This is a genomic window from Streptomyces harbinensis (genome assembly GCF_900116145.1).
GTDB classification, from domain to species: Bacteria; Actinomycetota; Actinomycetes; order Streptomycetales; family Streptomycetaceae; genus Streptomyces; species Streptomyces carpaticus.
Map to the genome: position 1 here is coordinate 589,515 of NZ_FPAB01000001.1, position 17,673 is coordinate 607,187.

General features: G+C 74.7%; 18 protein-coding genes. 15 read left to right on the forward strand and 3 right to left on the reverse strand.

Translation table 11 applies throughout. The features are described 5' to 3' along the window. The first annotated feature begins 8 nt into the window (after positions 1-8). The 13 genes from BM385_RS02690 to BM385_RS02755 all read left to right on the forward strand — a co-directional run bounded on the left by BM385_RS02690 (position 9) and on the right by BM385_RS02755 (position 12,168). Entirely contained in the window at positions 9-452 is a 444-nt protein-coding gene (locus BM385_RS02690) for a phage tail protein (RefSeq protein ID WP_019432512.1), read from the forward strand. Then, positions 452-943: a hypothetical protein gene (locus BM385_RS02695; RefSeq protein WP_093842051.1), complete on the forward strand. Its 492-nt coding sequence runs from the start codon at positions 452-454 to the stop codon at positions 941-943. Before BM385_RS02690 ends, BM385_RS02695 begins: the two co-directional genes overlap by 1 nt. After that, positions 940-1,083 (forward strand): DUF6760 family protein, encoded by a 144-nt coding sequence (locus BM385_RS27005; RefSeq protein ID WP_019432514.1) that lies wholly within the window; start codon positions 940-942, stop codon positions 1,081-1,083. Before BM385_RS02695 ends, BM385_RS27005 begins: the two co-directional genes overlap by 4 nt. Positions 1,084-1,095: 12 nt before the next feature. Further along, positions 1,096-2,712, forward strand: a complete 1,617-nt coding sequence (locus BM385_RS02705) for a hypothetical protein (RefSeq protein ID WP_217650930.1) — start codon at positions 1,096-1,098, stop codon at positions 2,710-2,712. 83 nt (positions 2,713-2,795) lie between these two features. Beyond that, on the forward strand, positions 2,796-3,230 hold the full coding sequence (locus tag BM385_RS02710) for a phage tail protein (RefSeq protein WP_019432515.1): 435 nt from the start codon (positions 2,796-2,798) through the stop codon (positions 3,228-3,230). A gap of 7 nt (positions 3,231-3,237) precedes the next feature. Beyond that, positions 3,238-4,008 carry a CIS tube protein gene (locus BM385_RS02715; protein ID WP_019432516.1) on the forward strand — a complete coding sequence of 257 codons (771 nt, stop codon included), beginning with the start codon at positions 3,238-3,240 and terminating at the stop codon, positions 4,006-4,008. Positions 4,009-4,017: 9 nt separating this feature from the next. Further along, entirely contained in the window at positions 4,018-5,964 is a 1,947-nt protein-coding gene (locus BM385_RS02720; RefSeq protein ID WP_093842053.1) for a VgrG-related protein, read from the forward strand. A gap of 32 nt (positions 5,965-5,996) precedes the next feature. Beyond that, positions 5,997-6,296 (forward strand): PAAR domain-containing protein, encoded by a 300-nt coding sequence (locus BM385_RS02725; protein WP_019432518.1) that lies wholly within the window; start codon positions 5,997-5,999, stop codon positions 6,294-6,296. A 7-nt stretch (positions 6,297-6,303) separates the two neighbouring features. Then, positions 6,304-6,711 carry a GPW/gp25 family protein gene (locus BM385_RS02730; protein ID WP_019432519.1) on the forward strand — a complete coding sequence of 136 codons (408 nt, stop codon included), beginning with the start codon at positions 6,304-6,306 and terminating at the stop codon, positions 6,709-6,711. Then, positions 6,708-8,720: a putative baseplate assembly protein gene (locus BM385_RS02735; RefSeq protein WP_093842054.1), complete on the forward strand. Its 2,013-nt coding sequence runs from the start codon at positions 6,708-6,710 to the stop codon at positions 8,718-8,720. Before BM385_RS02730 ends, BM385_RS02735 begins: the two co-directional genes overlap by 4 nt. A 1-nt stretch (position 8,721) precedes the next feature. Next, positions 8,722-9,345 (forward strand): phage tail protein, encoded by a 624-nt coding sequence (locus BM385_RS02740; protein ID WP_093842055.1) that lies wholly within the window; start codon positions 8,722-8,724, stop codon positions 9,343-9,345. Positions 9,346-10,331: 986 nt separating this feature from the next. After that, the gene (locus tag BM385_RS02750; protein WP_093842056.1) at positions 10,332-11,000 is read left to right on the forward strand and encodes a discoidin domain-containing protein; all 669 of its coding nucleotides are present in this window, start codon (positions 10,332-10,334) and stop codon (positions 10,998-11,000) included. Between the two features lie 88 nt (positions 11,001-11,088). Beyond that, positions 11,089-12,168 carry a LacI family DNA-binding transcriptional regulator gene (locus BM385_RS02755; RefSeq protein WP_019432524.1) on the forward strand — a complete coding sequence of 360 codons (1,080 nt, stop codon included), beginning with the start codon at positions 11,089-11,091 and terminating at the stop codon, positions 12,166-12,168. A 70-nt stretch (positions 12,169-12,238) separates the two neighbouring features. Here BM385_RS02755 and BM385_RS02760 read toward each other — a convergent pair whose 3' ends face one another. Next, entirely contained in the window at positions 12,239-13,387 is a 1,149-nt protein-coding gene (locus BM385_RS02760) for a glycoside hydrolase family 62 protein (protein ID WP_019432525.1), read from the reverse strand. A 506-nt stretch (positions 13,388-13,893) separates the two neighbouring features. On the opposite strand from BM385_RS02760, the gene BM385_RS02765 reads away from it, so the two are divergent. After that, entirely contained in the window at positions 13,894-14,790 is an 897-nt protein-coding gene (locus BM385_RS02765) for a hypothetical protein (RefSeq protein ID WP_019432526.1), read from the forward strand. A gap of 73 nt (positions 14,791-14,863) precedes the next feature. Here the strand turns inward: BM385_RS02765 and BM385_RS02770 are convergent, their stop codons facing one another. Beyond that, entirely contained in the window at positions 14,864-15,259 is a 396-nt protein-coding gene (locus BM385_RS02770; protein WP_026047205.1) for a hypothetical protein, read from the reverse strand. A gap of 280 nt (positions 15,260-15,539) precedes the next feature. Then, complete coding sequence (locus tag BM385_RS02775; RefSeq protein WP_019432528.1) at positions 15,540-15,899, reverse strand: hypothetical protein; 360 nt, start codon at positions 15,897-15,899, stop codon at positions 15,540-15,542. Positions 15,900-16,278: 379 nt separating this feature from the next. Here BM385_RS02775 and BM385_RS02780 point away from each other — a divergent pair, with 379 nt between their 5' ends. Continuing rightward, positions 16,279-17,622, forward strand: a complete 1,344-nt coding sequence (locus BM385_RS02780) for a salicylate synthase (RefSeq protein ID WP_019432529.1) — start codon at positions 16,279-16,281, stop codon at positions 17,620-17,622. Positions 17,623-17,673: the final 51 nt, after the last annotated feature.

Below are 17,673 nucleotides of genomic sequence, written 5' to 3' on the forward strand. Positions count from 1 at the left end.
AGAACGCCGTGCCGCTGCCCGATCTTGACAGCTCCGTGGGGCATTCGTTCGGCCTGGAGTTCGACAGTGTGCTCATCCGGCAGATCACCGAGGTGAGCGGGCTGAAGATGGAACAGGACGTCATCGAGCTGAAGCAGAACACCGCCGACGGCAAGTACGCGATCAAGAAACTGCCGGGGCGCCCGAAGGCCGGGGAGGTGACGGTCACCCGCGGGCTCACCGAGGACAACAGCTTCGAGCGGTGGGTGAAGGACTCCCGGTTCGGGCAGATGAGCAGCGCCCGCCGCAACGGGTCGATCATCGTGTACGACTACGAGGGCCTGCCGATCAAGCGGTACAAGCTCATCAACGCCTGGCCCAAGTCCCTGGAGATCAGCGCGCTGAAGGCCGGGGACACCTCCGTGCTCACCGAGAAGCTGTCCATCACCTACGAGAGCATGGAAGTCGAGTGATGCGGCGCGGCATTCCGCCGGTGGCCACCGCACCGCCCCCGGCGGCCGGGGGCAGGGAAGGGGGACGGGAACGGGACCGGGAGCGAGACCGGGAGCGAGACCGGGCCGAGGAGGGGCTGCTGCGCACGGAGTTCGCGTTCGAGCTGCCGCGCGGATACGTGGACCCGTCCGGGACGGTGCACCGGTCCGGCGTGATGCGGCTGGCGACGGCGCGCGACGAACTCGTACCGCTGCGGGACGACCGGGTGCGGGAGAACTCGGCCTATCTGTCGGTGGTGCTCATCTCCCGGGTGATCACCCGGCTCGGAACCATCGAGGACATCCACCCCGGGGTGGTGGAGGATCTGTTCGCCTCCGATCTGGCGTTCCTCCAGGACTTCTACCGGCGGATCAACTCCGAGGGCCATACGCGCGCGGCGGTCACCTGCCCGTCCTGCCGGGAGGGCTTCACCGTCGATCTGGCCGGTGGTGGTCGCCTGGGGGAATCGTGACGTACGCGGCCGACCGGATCCATGAGGAAGTCGCGTACCTGGCCTATCACTTCCACTGGTCGCTGGATCAGATCCTCGATCTGGAGCACGCCGACCGGTTGCGGTATGTCGCGCAGATCGCCCGGCTGGGCGGAAAGTGAGGCGGGCTCGTCGTGGGGCTGTTGTCGTGGCTGGGGTGGGGACGGCGGAGTGGCCGGGACACCGCGCCGGACGGCGCGGCGGCCACCGTTCCGCAACGGCGTGCGGAGTGGCGGGAGGTGCCGCCCGTGCAGCGGGTGCTGGGCGGGGGCGCGGACCTGGTGACGGACCCGGAAGGGTTCCGCGGCTCGCTCAGTACCTGGCGCGATGTGGCGCTGACCGGGGAGCTGGGGCACCGGGTGGATGACGCGGCGCCGTCCGGGGTGGGGCATCAGCTGGCCACCCCGTCCGTGCAGACCTTCGGCCGGCCGCCGGTCACCGCGCCACTGATCGTTCCCGGGGACGGTGCCGCCGCGCCCGGTGGTTCCGGTGGCGGGCCCGTACCGTCCGCGCCACCGGCGGTCGCGGTGCAGCGCGCGGAGGGGCCGGCGGTGACCTCGGCCGGTGCGGTGCCGTTGCCTGTCGTACGGCGGCTGGCGGCGGAGCCGCCGTCGGCCGTGGCCGAGGTGAGGGCGGAGCCGCCGGTGTGGGCGGAGCCGTCGCCGGGCCCGGGGACGGGGCAGGGCACGGGCATCGATACGCGTACGGATACGGGTGCGGCGCCGGACGCGGGTGCCGCGCCGACGGTGGCGCGCAGTGCGGCCGGGTCTCCGCCGCCCGCGACGGGGTCCGGACCCGGGTTCGGGTTCGGGCTCGGGGAACCGCTCACCGGGTTGCCGCCCACGGCGGGACCCGAGATCGTCGCCCGCAGTGGCGGCGCCGAGCGTCCACCGGCGGCCGGGCCGCCTGCGGACGGGGAGACGGCGCCCCTGCTCGGGGAGACGCCCGCGCTGTCCGTGCAGGGGTTCGGCACGGGTGACGGCCCGGAGGCCGCGCCCGCGCCCGATGCGCCGGGTGGGCAGCACATCACGGGCGGGGAAGAAAGGAGCGGTGCCGCCGTTCCGCCGGCCGTCCCGCCCCCGGTTCCGGCCGGGCCGGTGCCGGCCCTTCAGCGGCTGGCCTCGGACAACGAACCGGTGGAGACGTCTCCGGCCTCCGTGGTGCCGCTGACCGCGCAGCGTTCGGTCGGGCTGATCGCTTCCTGGGATCACCCGGTGGCCGCCCGCGCCGCCGACCCGCCCTCCGCCGCCCCTCCGGCCGCGACATCTCCCGCACCCGTGCCTGGGCCCGTACCGCACCCCGCCGTGCAACGGTTCCCGTCCACCTCGCCTGCTCCGGCCCCCGCCGACCCCGGCGCCGTGGCCGTCGCCGCCGGGGTGGCGCAGCGCATGGCCGACGGTTCGGTGGTGTTCCGGCCGCCCCCGGCCGCCGCCCCGCCCCCGGCACCCGCCGCCGTGGTGCAGCGGGCCGCCGACGACCTCCCCGAACCGCCCGCCCCGGAAGCGGAGTTCACCCCGAGCTTCGACTCCGCCGACCAGCCCGAGCCCATCGCCGATCCCGGTCAGGAGACCCCGGCCGCCACCGCCCCCACCCCCGAGGACCCATCGCCCACCGCCCCCGACCCGGCCGCACCGCCCAAAGTCACCGATGAGCTGGTGCGGGCGCTGTTCGCCCCGCTCAGCCGGCTGCTCCGCGCCGAGCTGCGGCTGGAGCGCGAGCGCGCCGGCCGGCTCATCAACACCCGGCACTGACCCCGCGCACCCGACAGCCCGGCACCGCACCACGGCAGCGCCACCGCCCCGCGAGAGACGACCTGTGAGAGGAAGGACCCGCCATGGCCGCGAGCGACGAGGATCCGGCGGTCAGTGTCTGTTTCGTCGTCACCATCGACGGGATCGAGCTGGGATCGTTCAACACCTGCGACGGCCTCGGCTGCGAGATCGTTCTCGAACAGCGCGAGGAGGGCGGCAACAACGGTCACCTGTGGCAACTGCCCACCCGTATCAAGTACTCCAACGTCAAGCTGTCCCGGCCGCTGACCCGCGAGACCGAGAAGGTCGCCCGCTGGTTCGCGAGCATGACCACCGGGTTCACCCGCAAGACCGCGCACATCGAGGCCCGCAGCCCGGACGGCCGTACCGTCGCCCAGTGGGGCCTGCTGGAGGTGGTACCGGTGCGCTGGACCGGCCCGTCCTTCAGCCCGGAGTCGCCCAAGGTGGCCATCGAGACGATCGAGATCGCCCACCACGGCTATGTGATGGGGGACTGATACGGCCATGAGTTCTCCCATCGCGTTCAGCGCGGCCGGCACCGGCACCACCACCGGGGCGGGCGGCGGCAACAGCGGCGGCGGCGTCCGTCCCAAGCTGGAGCACGCCTATCTGGAGCTGCGCACCCCGCCCCCCGGCGGCTCGCTCACCCCGGGCGCGCCGTGTGGCCGGATCGACTTCCAGTTCAACCCGAAGGAGCTGAGCCTCACCAAGGCCGCCGCCTGGAACCGGACGCCTGCCAAGGGCGCCAAGAGCGCGGGCCCGCCCGAATACCAGGGGCCGCAGCCGAGCAAGCTCACGGTGGAGATGTTCTTCGACGCGAGCGCGACGCAGGACACCAGCGTGGTGACGTCCGTCGAGCAATTGTTCGCGTGCTGTGTGCCGACCAGCGAGACCCGTCAGGCGCAGCGTTCCTCGCCGCCGTGGGTGGTGTTCCACTGGGGCGGGCTGACCGGGTTCCCCGGGTACGTCAGCCAGGTACAGGTCAAGTATTCGCTGTTCACGACCTCCGGGGTGCCGATCCGGGCCACCTGCCAGGTGACGGTGGAGGAGATCAGCGGTGAGACGCCCGGCCAGAACCCCACCTCGGGGGCGCTGCGCCCGCGCCGGGTGCACCGGGTGCTGTCCGGCGACACGCTCCAGGCGCTGGCCTGGCAGGAGTACGGCGACCCGGCCGCCTGGCGGCTGATCGCGGAGGCGAACGGCATCGACGATCCGATGCGGCTGGCGCTGGGCCGGGAGCTGCTGCTGCCGGCCCGCGACGAGGCGGGGCGGTGAGCGGGGCCGGTGACGGGTGCGAGTGTGGCCAAGGCGCTGGTGATCGAGTTCGGCGGGGCGCCGCTGTCTCCCGCCCTCACCAACACGCTGGTCGACGGGTACGTGGACGACAGCCGCATGCTGCCGGATCTGTTCGTGCTGCGGTTCCGTGACCCCTCGCGGGTGCTGCTGGAGCGCACCGGGGTGTCGGTGGGAACGCCGGTGCGGCTGCTGGCCAGCGCCGGGGAGGGCGGCGGTGCGGGGGCGGCCCGGCCGTTGCTGACCGGGAGCGTGACGGCGCTGGAGATCGAGATCGACGACACCGGGACGTTCACGGTGGTGCGCGGGCTCGACGAGTCGTACCGGCTGCTGCGCGGGCGGCGGGTGGCGAGCTATCAGAACATGACGCTCGCCGACATCTGCGCGCAGGTCGCGCGCCGGGCCGGTCTCGCGCCGGGCACGGTGGAGGTGGCCGGGCCGGTGCTGGAGCATGTGGCGCAGCCCAACTGCACCGACTGGGAGTTCCTGCGGATGCTGGCGGCGGACGCCGGGGCGCAGGTGTACGTGGCCGACGGGCGCTTGCACGTGGTGCGTCCGGCGGAGGCGGGCGGCGCGCCGGACACCTCGGCGCGGGCGGCGGCCAGTGCGCTGGTGCTGGAGGCCGGGGACAATCTGCTGCGCTGCCGGGCGGGGGTGTCGGCGGCCGAGCAGGTGTCGGCGGTGGAGGTGCGGGGCTGGGACGTGCGGACGAAGCAGCCGCTGGTGGGGCGGGCGGAGGCGGGTGCGGCGGCGACGCTGGACCTGGGGGTGACGGCGGCGCAGGTGAGCGAGCCGTTCGGGACGGCGGAGTTCGTGGTGGCGGGGGCCTCGTACGGGACGCAGGCGCAGGTGGATCAGGTGGCGCGGGCGCTGGCGGCGACGCTGGCGGGGTCGTTCGCGGAGCTGGAGGCGGTGATCCGGGGCAACCCGGAGGTGCGGGCGGGGAGCGCGGTGACGCTGACGGGGGTGGGGGCGCCGTTCGAGGGCCGGTACACGGTGACGTCGTCGCGGCATGTCTTCGATCCGCTGCGGGGGTACGAGACGTGGCTGACGGTGTCGGGGCAGCAGGAGCGGTCGCTGTTCGGGCTGACGGGCGGCGGTGGCGGCGCGGGTGAGGGCGCGGCGTCCGGGGGCGGGAGCGGGGGCGGCGGGGGCGGGCTGGTCAGCGGGACGGTGACGGACACCAAGGATCCGGAGGGGCTCGGCCGGGTGAAGGTGTGCTTTCCGTGGCTGTCGCAGGAGTACGCCAGCGACTGGGCGCGTACGGCGCAGACCGGGGGGACGGGCGGCGGTGAGGGCTTCATCCCGGAGGTGGGGGACGAGGTGCTGGTGGGGTTCGAGCAGGGTCGGCTGGACCGGCCGTACGTGCTGGGGGCGTTGTTCAACGGGCAGGACCGGCCGGGGGGCGGCGCGGGCGGCGGTGCGGACGGTGGCGTGGGCGCGGACGCCGCCGCGGGGACCGGCGGGGGTTCGGGGGCGATCGACGAGACGAGCGGTGCGGTCACCAAGCGGTCGTTCGGGTCGAAGGGCGGCGACAAGCTGGAGCTGCTGGATGTCGCGAACGGCCCACAGGGCGTTCGTTTGCTGACTGGTGATGGCAAGTTGCTGATCGATCTGGACAAGAAAGGCACCACGATCACCATCGACAGCGCGGGCGGGGTGGAGATCACGGCCGGGGCGCAGGTCACCGTCACCGCCGGCAGCGGTGCCCGTATCGACGCGGGCGAGGGCGTTCTCGATCTCAGCGGCGCGGGCGTGCGGCTGACGGCCCGGCGCGACGGCGTGGAGGTGGACGGCGGCGAGAGCAGCGTACGGCTGGCCGCCGGCGGCGCGGTCGAGGTGCGCGGCGGACGGGTCGAGGTCAAGGGCACCCAGCGCACCGAGGTGCACAGCGACGGTTCGCTGACCGTGCAGTCGCCGATGGTGCGCATCAACTAGGGCAGTTCGACAGCGAGGGAGGGCTCTCCATCATGTCCGCAGCCGTCAGCGGCAGCGCGGCGCAGGCCGCGCGGGCCGGCGATCCGACCGGCCACCCGGGGACCGTCGGCTCGCCGGGCCACAGCACGGTGCTCATCGGTGGCCGTCCCGCGGCCACCGTCGGCACCGCCCACCAGTGCGCCTCGCCGGCCGGTCATCCCGCCTCGGTGCTGACCGGGCCGGGCAGTTCGAGCGTCCTGATCGGCGGCCGTCCCGCCGCCCGGGTCGGTGACCGGGCCGGCTGCGGCGCCGTCATCACCGCCGGCTGCCCGACCGTGCTGATCGGCGGGTGAGGGCGCCGTGGGACAGCAATTCGTCGGCTCGGGCTGGGCGTTCCCGCCGCGCACCGATGCCACCGGCAGCATCGCCCTGGTGAGCGGGGCGCAGGAGATCGAGGAATCGATCCGGCTGATCCTGGCCACCACGCCGGGCGAGCGGCCGATGCGCCCGGAGTTCGGCTGCCCGCTGAACGACTACGTCTTCGCCCCGGCGGACGCCGGGACGGCCGGGCAACTGGCGTACGAGGTACGCCTCGCCCTGGAGCGCTGGGAGCCGCGCGTGACGGTGGCGGACGTGGCGGTGCGCTTCGACCGGGTGAACGACGGGGTGCTGTACCTCGACATCAGCTACTCGGTGCGCGATGCCAACGATCCGCGCAATCTCGTCTTCCCCTTCTATGTCATCCCGCAGCACGAGGAGCCGCTATGACGTCGTTGCCGAGCCCGAATCTCGACGACCGGCGGTTCCAGGGGCTGGTGGACGAGGCGAAGCGGCTGGTGCAGCAGCGCTGCCCCGAGTGGACCGATCACAATGTCTCCGATCCGGGAGTGACCCTGATCGAAGCGTTCGCGACCATGGTCGATCAGCTGGTGTACCGGCTCAATCGCGTACCGGACAAGAACTATCTGACGTTTCTCGACCTCATCGGGGTCCGGCTCTATCCGCCGACCGCCGCCCGGGTGCCGGTCACCTTCACCCTGTCGGCGCCGCAGCCCGAGCCGGTGCGGATCCGGGCCGGCACCCAGGTGGCCACCGTGCGCGGGGAGACCGAGGAGGCCGTCGTCTTCAGCACCGTCCGGGAGCTGTCGGTGCCGCCGTGCAGCCTGGAACACCTGGTCACCTGGCCGGCCGGCGGAGAGGCGGCCGACCGTACCCAGGAGCTGGCGCTGGAGCGCGACGTGCCGTGCTTCAGCGGCTCGGTCACGGCCGGCGCCGGGGCGGGCGGTACGGGCGCCGGGGCGGCGGCCGGCGGCACCGCGCCGGCCCCCGGGGACTGCCTGTACATCGGCCTGTCCGACCCGGTGCCCGGCGGCGTCGTGGTGCTGCGCCTGGACTGCCGGGTGGACGGGGTGGGCGTGGACCCGCGCCGGCCGCCGCTGCGCTGGGAGGCGTGGGACGGCGCGGCGTGGGCCGGATGCGAGGTGGAGGCGGACGGCACCGGCGGGTTCAACAAGGCGGGCGACATCGTCCTCCACCTGCCGGATGTGCACGCCTCCTCGCGGGTGGCACGGCACGAGGCGGGCTGGCTGCGCTGCCGGCTGATCGAGGCGGCGGAGGGCCAGCCCGCCTACCGGGCCTCGCCGACCGTGCGGGCGGCGCGCGCGTTCACCATCGGCGGGCGGGTGGAGGCGGTGCACGCGGAGACCGTCACCGGTGAACTGCTCGGCGCCTCGGACGGGTTGCCCGGCCAGAGCTTCCAGGTGGCGCGCCCGCCGGTGGTGCCCGGCGAGGAGCCGTTCGTGGTGGAGGTCTCGGAGGGCACCCGCTGGCGCGAGTGGCGGCTGGTGGAGAGCTTCGCGCACTCCACCGTGTACGACCGGCATGTCACCCTCGACCGCAACGCGGGGCGGATCGACTTCGGCCCGGCGGTGCGCGAGGCCGACGGCGGGCTGCGGGTGTTCGGCGCGATCCCGCCCAAGGGCGGGGCGATCCGGGTGCGTTCCTACCGCACCGGCGGCGGCCGGCGCGGCAATGTCGCGCGCGGTGCGCTGCGGGTGCTGCGCAGTTCGCTGCCGTACGTGGCGCGGGTGACCAACCGCGCGCCCGCGCTGGGCGGCGTGGACGGCGAGACGGTGGAGAACGCCCGGGTGCGCGGGCCGCTCACGCTGCGCACCCTGCACCGGGCGGTGGTTCCGCGCGACTACGAGCAGCTGGCGCGCGAGGTGGCCCCCGAGGTGGCGCGGGTGCACTGCGTCCGGGCCGGGGAACAGGAGGGCGAGCCGCTGCGGCTGCTGGTGGTGCCCGGCGGGCACAGCGACGCGCGGGGGCGGGTGGCGTTCGACGACCTGGTCCCGTCCCCGGAGACGCTGGCAGCGATCAGCGACCATCTGGACGAACGGCGGCCGGTGGGCGCCCGGCTGCTGGTGCAGCCGCCGCTCTACCAGGGCCTGACGATCGTCGCCTCGCTCCAGTCGGAGCGCGGAGTGGCCCTGGACCGGCTGCGGGAGACCGCGCTCACGGCGCTGTACTCGTACTTCAACCCGCTGACCGGCGGCCCGGAGGGGCGGGGCTGGCCGTTCGGGCGTCCGGTGCAGTCGGGCGAGGTGTTCGCGGTGCTCCAGCGGGTGTCCGGGGTGGACCTGGTGGAGGACATCCGGCTGTTCCCCGCCGACCCGCTGACCGGGGAGCGCACCGAGCCGGTGTCGCGCATCGAACTGGACGCGCATGCCCTGGTGTTCAGCTACGGGCATCAGCTGCGGGTACGGGAGGGCGGCTGAGGTGCGCGGGGCGTATCCGCGGCTGCCGACGCCGCATCCGCTGCTGGAACTGCTGCCGGCGGTGTACCAGGAGCAGGATTTCGTCCGGCGGTTCACCGGGGCGCTGGACGAGGTGCTGGCGCCGATCCTGCTGTCGCTGGACAACCTGCCCGCCCATCTGCACCCGCGCAGCGCGCCGGAGGATTTCCTGCGCTGGCTGGCGGGGTGGGTGGCCGTCGAGGTGGACGAGGAACGCCCGGTCAACCAGCGCCGCGCGGTCGTCGCGAGCGCCGTCACCCGGCACGGCAGACGCGGCACCCGGGCGGGTCTCGCGGCGGCGGTACGGATCGAGACGGGTGTCGAGCCGGAGATCGAGGAGAGCGGCGCGGCCAGCTGGTCGCCGCACCCCGGCGGCCCGGTGCCAGGCGCGGCGCGGCCGTGGGTGACGGTGCGGCTGCGGGTGGCGGACCCGGACGGGTTCGACCGGGTGGGTCTTGAGCAGGTGATCGCGCAGGAGGTACCGGCGCATGTGCCGTTCCGGCTGGAGGTCCTGCCGGTGGTGACGGCGACGGCGGACGGCGCGGCAGACCGCGCGGGGGACGGAACGGCGGACGGAACGGCGGACGGGGGCGGTGAGGGCGTGTGATCAGCTGCCCGGAGTGCGGTCAGGGCAACGCGGCGGGCACGCGGTTCTGCGACGCGTGCGGTGCCTTTCTCGACTGGGAGGAAGCGGAGGCGCAGGAGCCACGGAACGGGCCGGGCCCGGCCGGTGGGCCCGTTCCCGGCGGCGGCGGTGCTGCGGCTCCGGACGCAGCGGCCGGTGGCCCCGTTCCGCACCTGCCCGGCGGTGCCGGCCGCCCGGCACCGCCGGACCCGGACAGGCCCGCGCCGACGACGGATCAGCCGCCGCGAGCCGCCGCCCCTCCCCCGGCGTGGCCCGGACCGAACGATTCCGCCGCGCCGCGCCCGGACCATCACGCCGGACCGGCCGGACAACCACCCACACCCCCGGCCCCGCCGCCCACCGGCGGTGGCCACGCGGCACCCGTACCGCCGCCCGGCCCGCCCGCCGCCGCACCGCAGCCAGCCGCTCAACCGCCCACGCCACCCACCGCGTCACCTGACCGAGCCCCGTGGCCGACTCCCCCGACTCCACCCGCTGCCGCGAGCACCCCGCCGCCCAACCCACCACCAGCACCGCCGCCCACCGCACCACCACCCGCACCAGCCACCACGTCACCTGACCGAGCCCCGTGGCCGGTTCCCCCGGCTCCGCCGCCCGCCGCACCATCTCCCGCCCCGCCCGCATGGCCGGCTCCCCCGGCCTCCCCACCGCCGCCCGCGACGGCAGCCACCCCGCCGCCCGTCGGGCCGACCCCGCCGCCCGCCACCGCCGAGCCCCGGCGGCCCGGGGCCGGGGCGCCGTCGTGGGCGCGGGAGCAGGCGGAGCCGGGTCCGGCCGCGCCGAGGCGGCCGGGAGAGCACGCGGAGCGGCCCGCCGACCGGGGCGCCGACGCGCCGGAACCGGCGCAGGACCCAGCCCCCCGGGCGGACCCCGCGCCGCCCCGGATCTGTCCGGGCTGCGCGGCGCGGAACGAGCCCGGGCGCCGGCTGTGCGCGCGGTGCGGGACAGTGCTGGCCGGGGCCGCGCCCGAGGAGGCCCCGCCCCCACTGCCCTGGTGGCGGCGGTTCTTCCGGCGCGCGCCGCGTGAGCCGCTGGCCGCCGGTACCCGTCCGGCCGCCCGGCGCCGGCTGCGCCTGCGCCCGTTGCTGCCGGTGCTCGTGGTGCTGCTGGCGCTGCTGGCCTGGTTCGGCCGCGACCACATCGCCGGTCTCTTCGACTCGGCTCGCGACCGTACCGGCGAGCCGGAGGCGCTGCACCCGGTGGCCGTCCGGGCCTCCAGCGAGGCTCCCGACCATCCGGCGGCCCACGCCTTCGACGGGTTCAGCAACCGCTACTGGTCCCCCGCCGTCACCGGTTCCGGAGCAGGCGAGTACCTGGAGGTGGACTTCGGCGATCCGGTGCGGCTGACACATGTGCTGATCACGCCCGGAGTCTCCGTCAACCAGGACGAGTTCCTCACCCAGGCCAGACCGGAGACGATGACGCTCACCCTCACCGGCACGGACGGCACCGCGCAGGAGCGGACGGTCAGTCTGCGCGACGAGCCGGGCGGGCAGAGCTTCGAACTGGGCGGTACGGACGTCACCTCCGTCCGGCTCACCACCGACACCGCGCACGGCGCCCGCGACGACACCCGTCTGGCCATCGCCGAGGTCGAACTCTTCGGCCGCCGCTGAGGCCGGCACCGTTCCCCTTGACACCCCGTCACCGGGCGCCTACGGTGCGGCCGGGCGGCGGGCCCGGACGCACAGAGGGATGCCACCCATGACCCTGCATGCCGCCCAGCCACCGCGCGAACCCGCACCCGCCACGGAGCCGGAACCGGAGCCGGTACGGGACCGTCCGGTGACGGCCGCCCGGATCGCCGAACTGGCCGGGGTCTCCCCCTCCACCGTCTCCAAGGTGATCAACGGACGCCCCGGAGTGGGCCCCGGAACCCGCGCCGCCGTCGAGGAGGTCATCGGCCGGTACGGGTACCGGCGCCGCCCGGTGGCCGCCAAGGGCGGGGTGACCAGGCCGCTGGAGGTCGTCTTCCACGAGCTGGCCGGACCGTACCCGGTGGCCGTGCTCAACGGTGTGCAGCGGGTCGCCCGCGAACACCGCCTGGCCGTCGTCCTCTCCGAGCTCCAGGGCGACCACACCACCGGCGGCGGCTGGTTCGAGGACGTGCTGATGCGCCGTCCCACCGGCGTGGTGGCGGTGTTCTCCGGCCCGACCGAGGCGCAGAGCCGCCGGCTGCGGGCCCGTGGCATCCCCGTGGTGCTCGTCGATCCGACCGGTGAGACCGGCTGCCACAGCCTCTCGGTCACCACCGGCAACCGGGCCGGCGCGCGGGACGCCGTGCGGCATCTGCTCGGGCTCGGCCACCGCCGTATCGCCGTCATCACCGGCCCGCCCAGCACCCTGTCCGGGCGGGCGCGGCTGCACGGCTACCAGGACGCGCTGCGCCGGGCGGGGGTGCCGCTCGCGCCGGAACTGGTGCGCACCGGCGGGTTCCGGGTGGAGGACGGGCTGCGGCACGCCCGCGATCTGCTGCGGCTGCCGGAGCCGCCGACCGCCGTGTGCGCGCCCAACGACGGTGCGGCGATCGGGGTGTACCAGGCGGCGGCGGAGGCGGGCCGGGAGGTTCCGCGGGAGCTGAGTGTGGTGGGGTTCGACGACTTCTTCCCGTCCGCCTGGCTGGTTCCGCCGCTCACGACGGTGCGGCAGCCGCTCACCGAGATGGCGGCGGCGGCCACCGCCATGGTGGTCTCGCTCGCCCGGGGGCGGGAGGTGCCGGGCCGCCGGGTGGAGTTCGCGGCCGAGCTGATCGTGCGCGGCAGTACGGCGCCCCCGCCGCGGTGAGGGCGGGGGCGCCGCGAGGGCCGCCCGGCGGCCCGCCCGGTGTGGGGTCGGTCGGCCCGTCCGGGGGCGGTCAGCAGGTCGGGTTGGTCTGGGTGAGCAGCCCGAGGCGCCAGGGCAGTTGCGAGTAGTCGCCGCCCGCGCCGGGGTCCTGGCCCTGGTAGAGCAGTTGCAGACGGCAGGGGTCGATGGTCATGGTCTGGTCGGAACCGGAGCGGATGAGTTCACCGTGGCTGATGTCCTGGGTCCAGGCTCCGCCGGGGAAGGCCGTGTTGTTGGCCCGGGCGAACGGGTTCGCCTCGCTGGCCGCGAGCGGCTGCCACTGGCCGCCCAGCCCCTGGGAGGTGAAGGAGCGGTAGTAGCGCCTGCCGTCCGAGCCGATGGCCTCGATGATCAGCAGGTAGGTGTCGGTGTCCTGGACCCGGTAGATGGCCGAACCCTCGAAGAGGGCGTAGCGGTTGGCGTCCTGGAGCTCGATCCGGGTGTTGCGGAAGCCGTCGGGGAACTCGCCGATGGTGGTTTCGGCCCGGTAGAGCTGGCCGTTGTCGTCGGAGGAGTACAGGTAGCACATGGTGTCGTCGCAGATGACCCAGAAGTCGACCCAGTGACCGTCGCCGATGTTGTCCCGGATGATGTCGGGCATGCTGTTCTGGAAGTTGCGCGGCGCCGACCAGCCGGCCGGGTCACCGGGGTCGCTGTTGACGGAGAACGAGGGAAGGCCCGTCTGGTAGACGAGGTACCACTCGTCGCGCGGCGCGAAGTAGAACACCTGGGGTGCGGCGGCGTACCGGTTGCCGATGTCGGGGTTGGTGTCCAGGTAGGTGTGGGGAGCGGCGGCGGCCTGGGACCAGTCGGTGAAGCTGGTGTGGGCCAGGCTCCACTGGCCGGCGGTGTTGGCGGTGGTCATGTAGACGTGCCAGCGGCCGTCGTGCTGGACCACCGTGGGGTCCTTGACGGCGACGATGTTGTGGGAGCCGTCCGGTTTGGGGGATATGAGCTGGCCGCTGGAGGACCACTGGAAGCTGCTGGGCAGTGCGGCGGTCCGCACGTCGGCGGGGGCGGTCGCGGTGTCGGGCGCGGTGTCGGTGGTGGTGGCCGACCCGGCGGGGGCGGTGGTCAGCGCCATGAGCAGGCCGAGCAGGAGAACGACCGCGAGGCGTACGGGCCGGGTGCGGCGGCGGACGGCGCGGGGGGTGGGTGGGGTGGGTGGGGGACGACGCATGGGCACTCCTGGTGGGGGGCGGCGGCCGGGGACCGGCCGTACCGGCAGGGCGGGTGCGCTGGAAGGGGTACGCGCCGGGTGCGGTGGCGGAGCGGCTCACGGCGGTCGTCCGCCGACGCGCCCGGCGTTGATCCGGGATTTCGTACAGCGTTCCCGGTTCCGAACGGGACCGTAGGTGCGGCCTCATGGGGGTGTCAATCGCCCGATGTGTCGCTTTACGGTCAGGTCAGGGCGCCCGCCGACCGGGAAAGGTCCACGAAATCCGACCCCGGCCGGCCGCGCCGCGCGGCGGAGCCCCGGGGCAGGGACGGCACCTCCGCAGCGCCCGTCCGTACGGCGGGCGCCGGGGCCGCCCCCGGCGACGAAACCCGACGAAACCGCTCCCGGCCCCGGTGTCCTGGACCGGCCGACTCCCGCAGTGGTCTGGACATGACAGCGCACGCCTCGTACTGTCCCCGCCGAGTGCGTCCCCCCACGCCCGTCCCCTCCCGAGGAGCGGATCTGTCATGACCCCGCACATCCCCCGGCGCCGCCGCCCCGCCCTGGCCGGCCTCGCCGCCCTGCTCGCCGTCTCCACCGCGGCGCTCTCCGCGCCTGCCGCGGCGTCGGCCACCGCCGCGCCGGCCGCGGAGGTGTGGACCGAGGTGGGCTCCGACCGCGCCGACCCGCTGACCGAGAGTCAGGGCCTGACCTCCGTCGAAGTGCCGGCCAACAGCCCCAACCGGTACACCGGCATCGGCACCATCCCCGCCGAGCTGCGGCTGCGCGGCTGGAACCACGTCGGCGACCCCGACGCGCACTACGACGGCCACTACATCGAGCCGTACCAGCGGGACTCGGGCACCACCAAGATGTTCCGGGTCCAGGCGCCGGACGGCGGCTGGTCGGAGTACGAGCACACCCTCTCCCCCGGCGAGGCGCTCAACAACTCGTGGGTCGCGATCTCGCCCGACGGCCAGTGGATGCTCTCGGGCGAGTACGGCACCATGAGCCGGCTGCTGGTCTTCCCCACGCCCGGCGTCAACCCGTCCACCTCGCCCTCGGCCGACCTGCCGCAGGCCGCCACCGTGCACCTGGATCGCCCCGTACGCGATGTGCAGGGCTGCGACTTCACCGGGCCGACCACGCTGCTGTGCTCCTCGGACGACCCGGAGGGCGCCCTGTTCGGCATCACCAAACCCCTGCTCCAGGTCGATCTGTCGGCCGCCCCGAGCGGCACGGCCGATGTCGACGGCCGGGTCACGGCGCTGCGTCAGCTGCCGCTGCGCAGCGCCTGTTCCGGCGCCTTCGAGGTACAGGGCCTGGACTACGACCGGCGCTCGGGAACGCTGCGGGTGATCGTCATGTCGCCCGGTTTCTGCGTGCTGACCGACAGCATGACGTACCGCTTCACCCGCGGCTGACCCACCGGGCGCCCCGGCGCCGGGCCGCAGGAGGGTGCGCCCCGGCGGGCACACCCTCGGGCGATCGGGGCGCTCAGGGGGTGCAGACGCTGGTGAGTTCGCCCAGGGCGTCGCGCAGCGGTGTCATGTCGGGGGAGGTGTCTCCCTCGGCGACCGCCGTCTGGACGTTGTTCACCGCTTCCTTCATGTGCTCGACCGCCTGGGAGACATCGGCGTCGCCCGTCGACTCCCCGAGGTCGGCGAGCTGGCTGTCGATGTCGCTGAGCGACTCGTCGAGCTGCCCGGGTTCGCTGCCGACCTGTTCGACGCTGTTCTGGAGGTCGTCCACCTGCCCCGCGATGGTGTCGGCGACGCGGACGCAGTCCATCGCCTTCTCCACGGCCGCGCAGCCCGTGGTGAGGGTGAGGGCGAGCGCGGCTCCGGCCGCGAGCGCCAGGTGAAGGGGACGGGGACGGGAACTTCGCTTCATGGATACCTCGATCGGGTCGGATGCGGTCACGGTGGCGACAGCATGACGGAAGACCGCCGCTGCCGTCCGGGGAAGTGGTGCGGTGGTGGCTCCGGTCAGGAGCGCGCCGTGGTGACGCGGGGAGCGGGCGCGCCGCCTCCCGCGCCGGCCGGGGAGGCCGGCACGGCGGACAGGGAAAAAGGGGAACAGAGAACGGGGAACGGGGAACGGGGAGCGCGGGCGGAGCGCACCGGACGGCGCCGGGCCGCACTCGTCCCGGGAGTCCCGGGTCCCGGGGCGCTCAGCAGCGCATGACGTGCGGTGCGGCCGGCTCCGGCGGTGGCGCCGGTGACGGCGGCACCGGACGGGCGGCGTGACGGGGCGCCAGGTCCGGGGCGACGGCCCCCGGCTCCTCGGGGGCGGCGGGGCTGTCCTCGCCCGCCGGCCGGTGCCGGCGGTGCGCCGCGGCGTCCTGGTCGGCGCTCTGCGCCTGGAGCAGCGTCCGGTCGTCGTGCAGCGTGGCGGTACGCGCCGGGGCGGATGCCGCCGACTCGGCCGGCTGGAGGGTGGGGCCGACGCCCCCGACGAGGAAGACGGCGAACAGGAAGAGCGCGGCCAGACCTCCGCACAGGGTGCGTGCGCCGCGCGCGTTGGCCGTCATGGCTGCCCGTCTTTCGTTCCGGTGCACTGGCGTCCGTCGGGCGGCCGTCAGTGGACCGCCCCAGGGCTTCCGGAAGGTGTCCGGCCAGGATATGCACGCTTCCTGAAGCTCAGCTGAACGCGCGGTGTGCGTTCCGTGGGGGAACGGCCGTACCGGCACACCTTCTTATTGAAAATGAATGCCAAATCCATTACGTTGATCGCACATCAGTCCATTCCCGGGCCGGCCCGGTGCCACGGCCCACGGCGCCGAGGCCGCGACCGGGAGACCGGCAGGGCCGGCCGCCGCGCCCCGCTACGGCCCACGGCCGCCGCGTCCCCCGCGCCGTGCCGACCGGTACCGCCCGGGCCACTGCCTCCGTGAAGGTGAGACCACCGCAGTGCACCCACCCCTGACCTACGCCGAGCGACGTGTCCCCTTCGGCGCCGACGCCCTGGAGACCGCCGCCGCCCTGTGCGCCGCCTCCCGCGACCCCCACCTGCTGTACGAGCGGCGCGGCAGCGTCGGCTGGGCCGAAGGAGAGGCCGCCGTCGCCGGGATCGGCCCCTCGGGACCCACCCTGCGGTACGCGGGAGAGCTCCGGCGGCTCGCCCCCACCACCCCCGCGCCGGCCGCTCTCGGTACGGCGCTCGCCGCCGTCGGCGGCGACGCCTGGCGCGCGTACGGCTGGGCCGGCTACGAACTCGCCGCTCTCCTCCACCAGGACCGGCCGGTCACCGACACCGCCCTGCGCCTGGTACTGCCCGAGCGCGAGGTGCGGTTCGAGGGCGACACGGCCCTGCTGCGCGCCGTGGACCCGGCCGGTCTCGAGCCCTTGGCCGCCCGGCTGACCGCCGCCGCCGGCGCCGGACTCCCCCTCCCCGCCGGCCGGCTCAGCCCCGACATCGACCGGCACGACGCCGCGCCCTACCGCGCGCTGGTCGCCGAAGCCGTCCGCGACATCCGCGCCGGGCTCCTGGACAAGGTCATCGTCTCCCGGCACGTCCCCGTCCCCGGCCGGCTCGACCTGCCCGCCACCTATCTGACCGGCCGCCGGGCCAACGATCCGGCGCGCTCCTTCCTGCTGCGCCTCGGCGGCTGGGAGGCCGCCGGGTTCAGCCCGGAGATCGTCACCACGGTGGACGCCGACGGGCTGGTACGGGCCCAGCCGCTGGCCGGCACCCGGGCGCTCGAAGGCCACCCCGAACGGGACCTGGCCCGCCGCGCGGAGCTGTACCGGGACGCCAAGGAAGTCTTCGAACACGCCATCTCGGTCCGCCTGGTGGCCACCGAACTCGACCGGATCTGCGCCACCGGATCGGTACGGGTGGAGGACTTCATGTCCGTCTCGGAGCGCGGCAGCGTCCAGCATCTCGCCTCCCGGCTGGCCGGCCGCCTCGCCGAGGGGGCCACCCGGTGGGACGCGCTCGCCGCGCTCTTCCCCGCCGTCACCGCCTCCGGCATACCCAAGGCGGCGGCGTGCGACTGGATCAGCCGAGCCGAGCGGCCCGGCCGGGGGCTGTACAGCGGAGCGGTGATCACCGCGGACGCGGACGGGTCCCTGGACGCCGCCCTGGTCCTGCGCAGTGTCTTCCGCCGGGACGGGCGCACCTGGCTGCGGGCGGGCGCCGGGATCGTCGCGCACTCCGACCCGGACCGGGAACTGGAGGAGACCCGGGAGAAACTGCGCAGCATCGGCCGCCATCTCGTCCCGGCCACCCGTACGGTGCCCGTCCCCGCCTGAGCCCCGCGCCCCGGGCCGTACGCCGGGGTGCGCGCCCGGCCCGCGCTCCCC

What these genes read in the sequence shown, in the direction of transcription:
- BM385_RS02695 (WP_093842051.1), top strand. Translation starts at nt 452, where the DNA reads ATGCGGCGCGGCATTCCGCCGGTGGCCACCGCACCGCCCCCGGCGGCC.
- BM385_RS02710 (WP_019432515.1), top strand. Translation starts at nt 2,796, where the DNA reads ATGGCCGCGAGCGACGAGGATCCGGCGGTCAGTGTCTGTTTCGTCGTC.
- BM385_RS02715 (WP_019432516.1), top strand. Translation starts at nt 3,238, where the DNA reads ATGAGTTCTCCCATCGCGTTCAGCGCGGCCGGCACCGGCACCACCACC.
- BM385_RS02725 (WP_019432518.1), top strand. Translation starts at nt 5,997, where the DNA reads ATGTCCGCAGCCGTCAGCGGCAGCGCGGCGCAGGCCGCGCGGGCCGGC.
- BM385_RS02735 (WP_093842054.1), top strand. Translation starts at nt 6,708, where the DNA reads ATGACGTCGTTGCCGAGCCCGAATCTCGACGACCGGCGGTTCCAGGGG.
- BM385_RS02755 (WP_019432524.1), top strand. Translation starts at nt 11,089, where the DNA reads ATGACCCTGCATGCCGCCCAGCCACCGCGCGAACCCGCACCCGCCACG.
- BM385_RS02760 (WP_019432525.1), bottom strand. Translation starts at nt 13,387, where the DNA reads ATGCGTCGTCCCCCACCCACCCCACCCACCCCCCGCGCCGTCCGCCGC.
- BM385_RS02765 (WP_019432526.1), top strand. Translation starts at nt 13,894, where the DNA reads ATGACCCCGCACATCCCCCGGCGCCGCCGCCCCGCCCTGGCCGGCCTC.
- BM385_RS02770 (WP_026047205.1), bottom strand. Translation starts at nt 15,259, where the DNA reads ATGAAGCGAAGTTCCCGTCCCCGTCCCCTTCACCTGGCGCTCGCGGCC.
- BM385_RS02775 (WP_019432528.1), bottom strand. Translation starts at nt 15,899, where the DNA reads ATGACGGCCAACGCGCGCGGCGCACGCACCCTGTGCGGAGGTCTGGCC.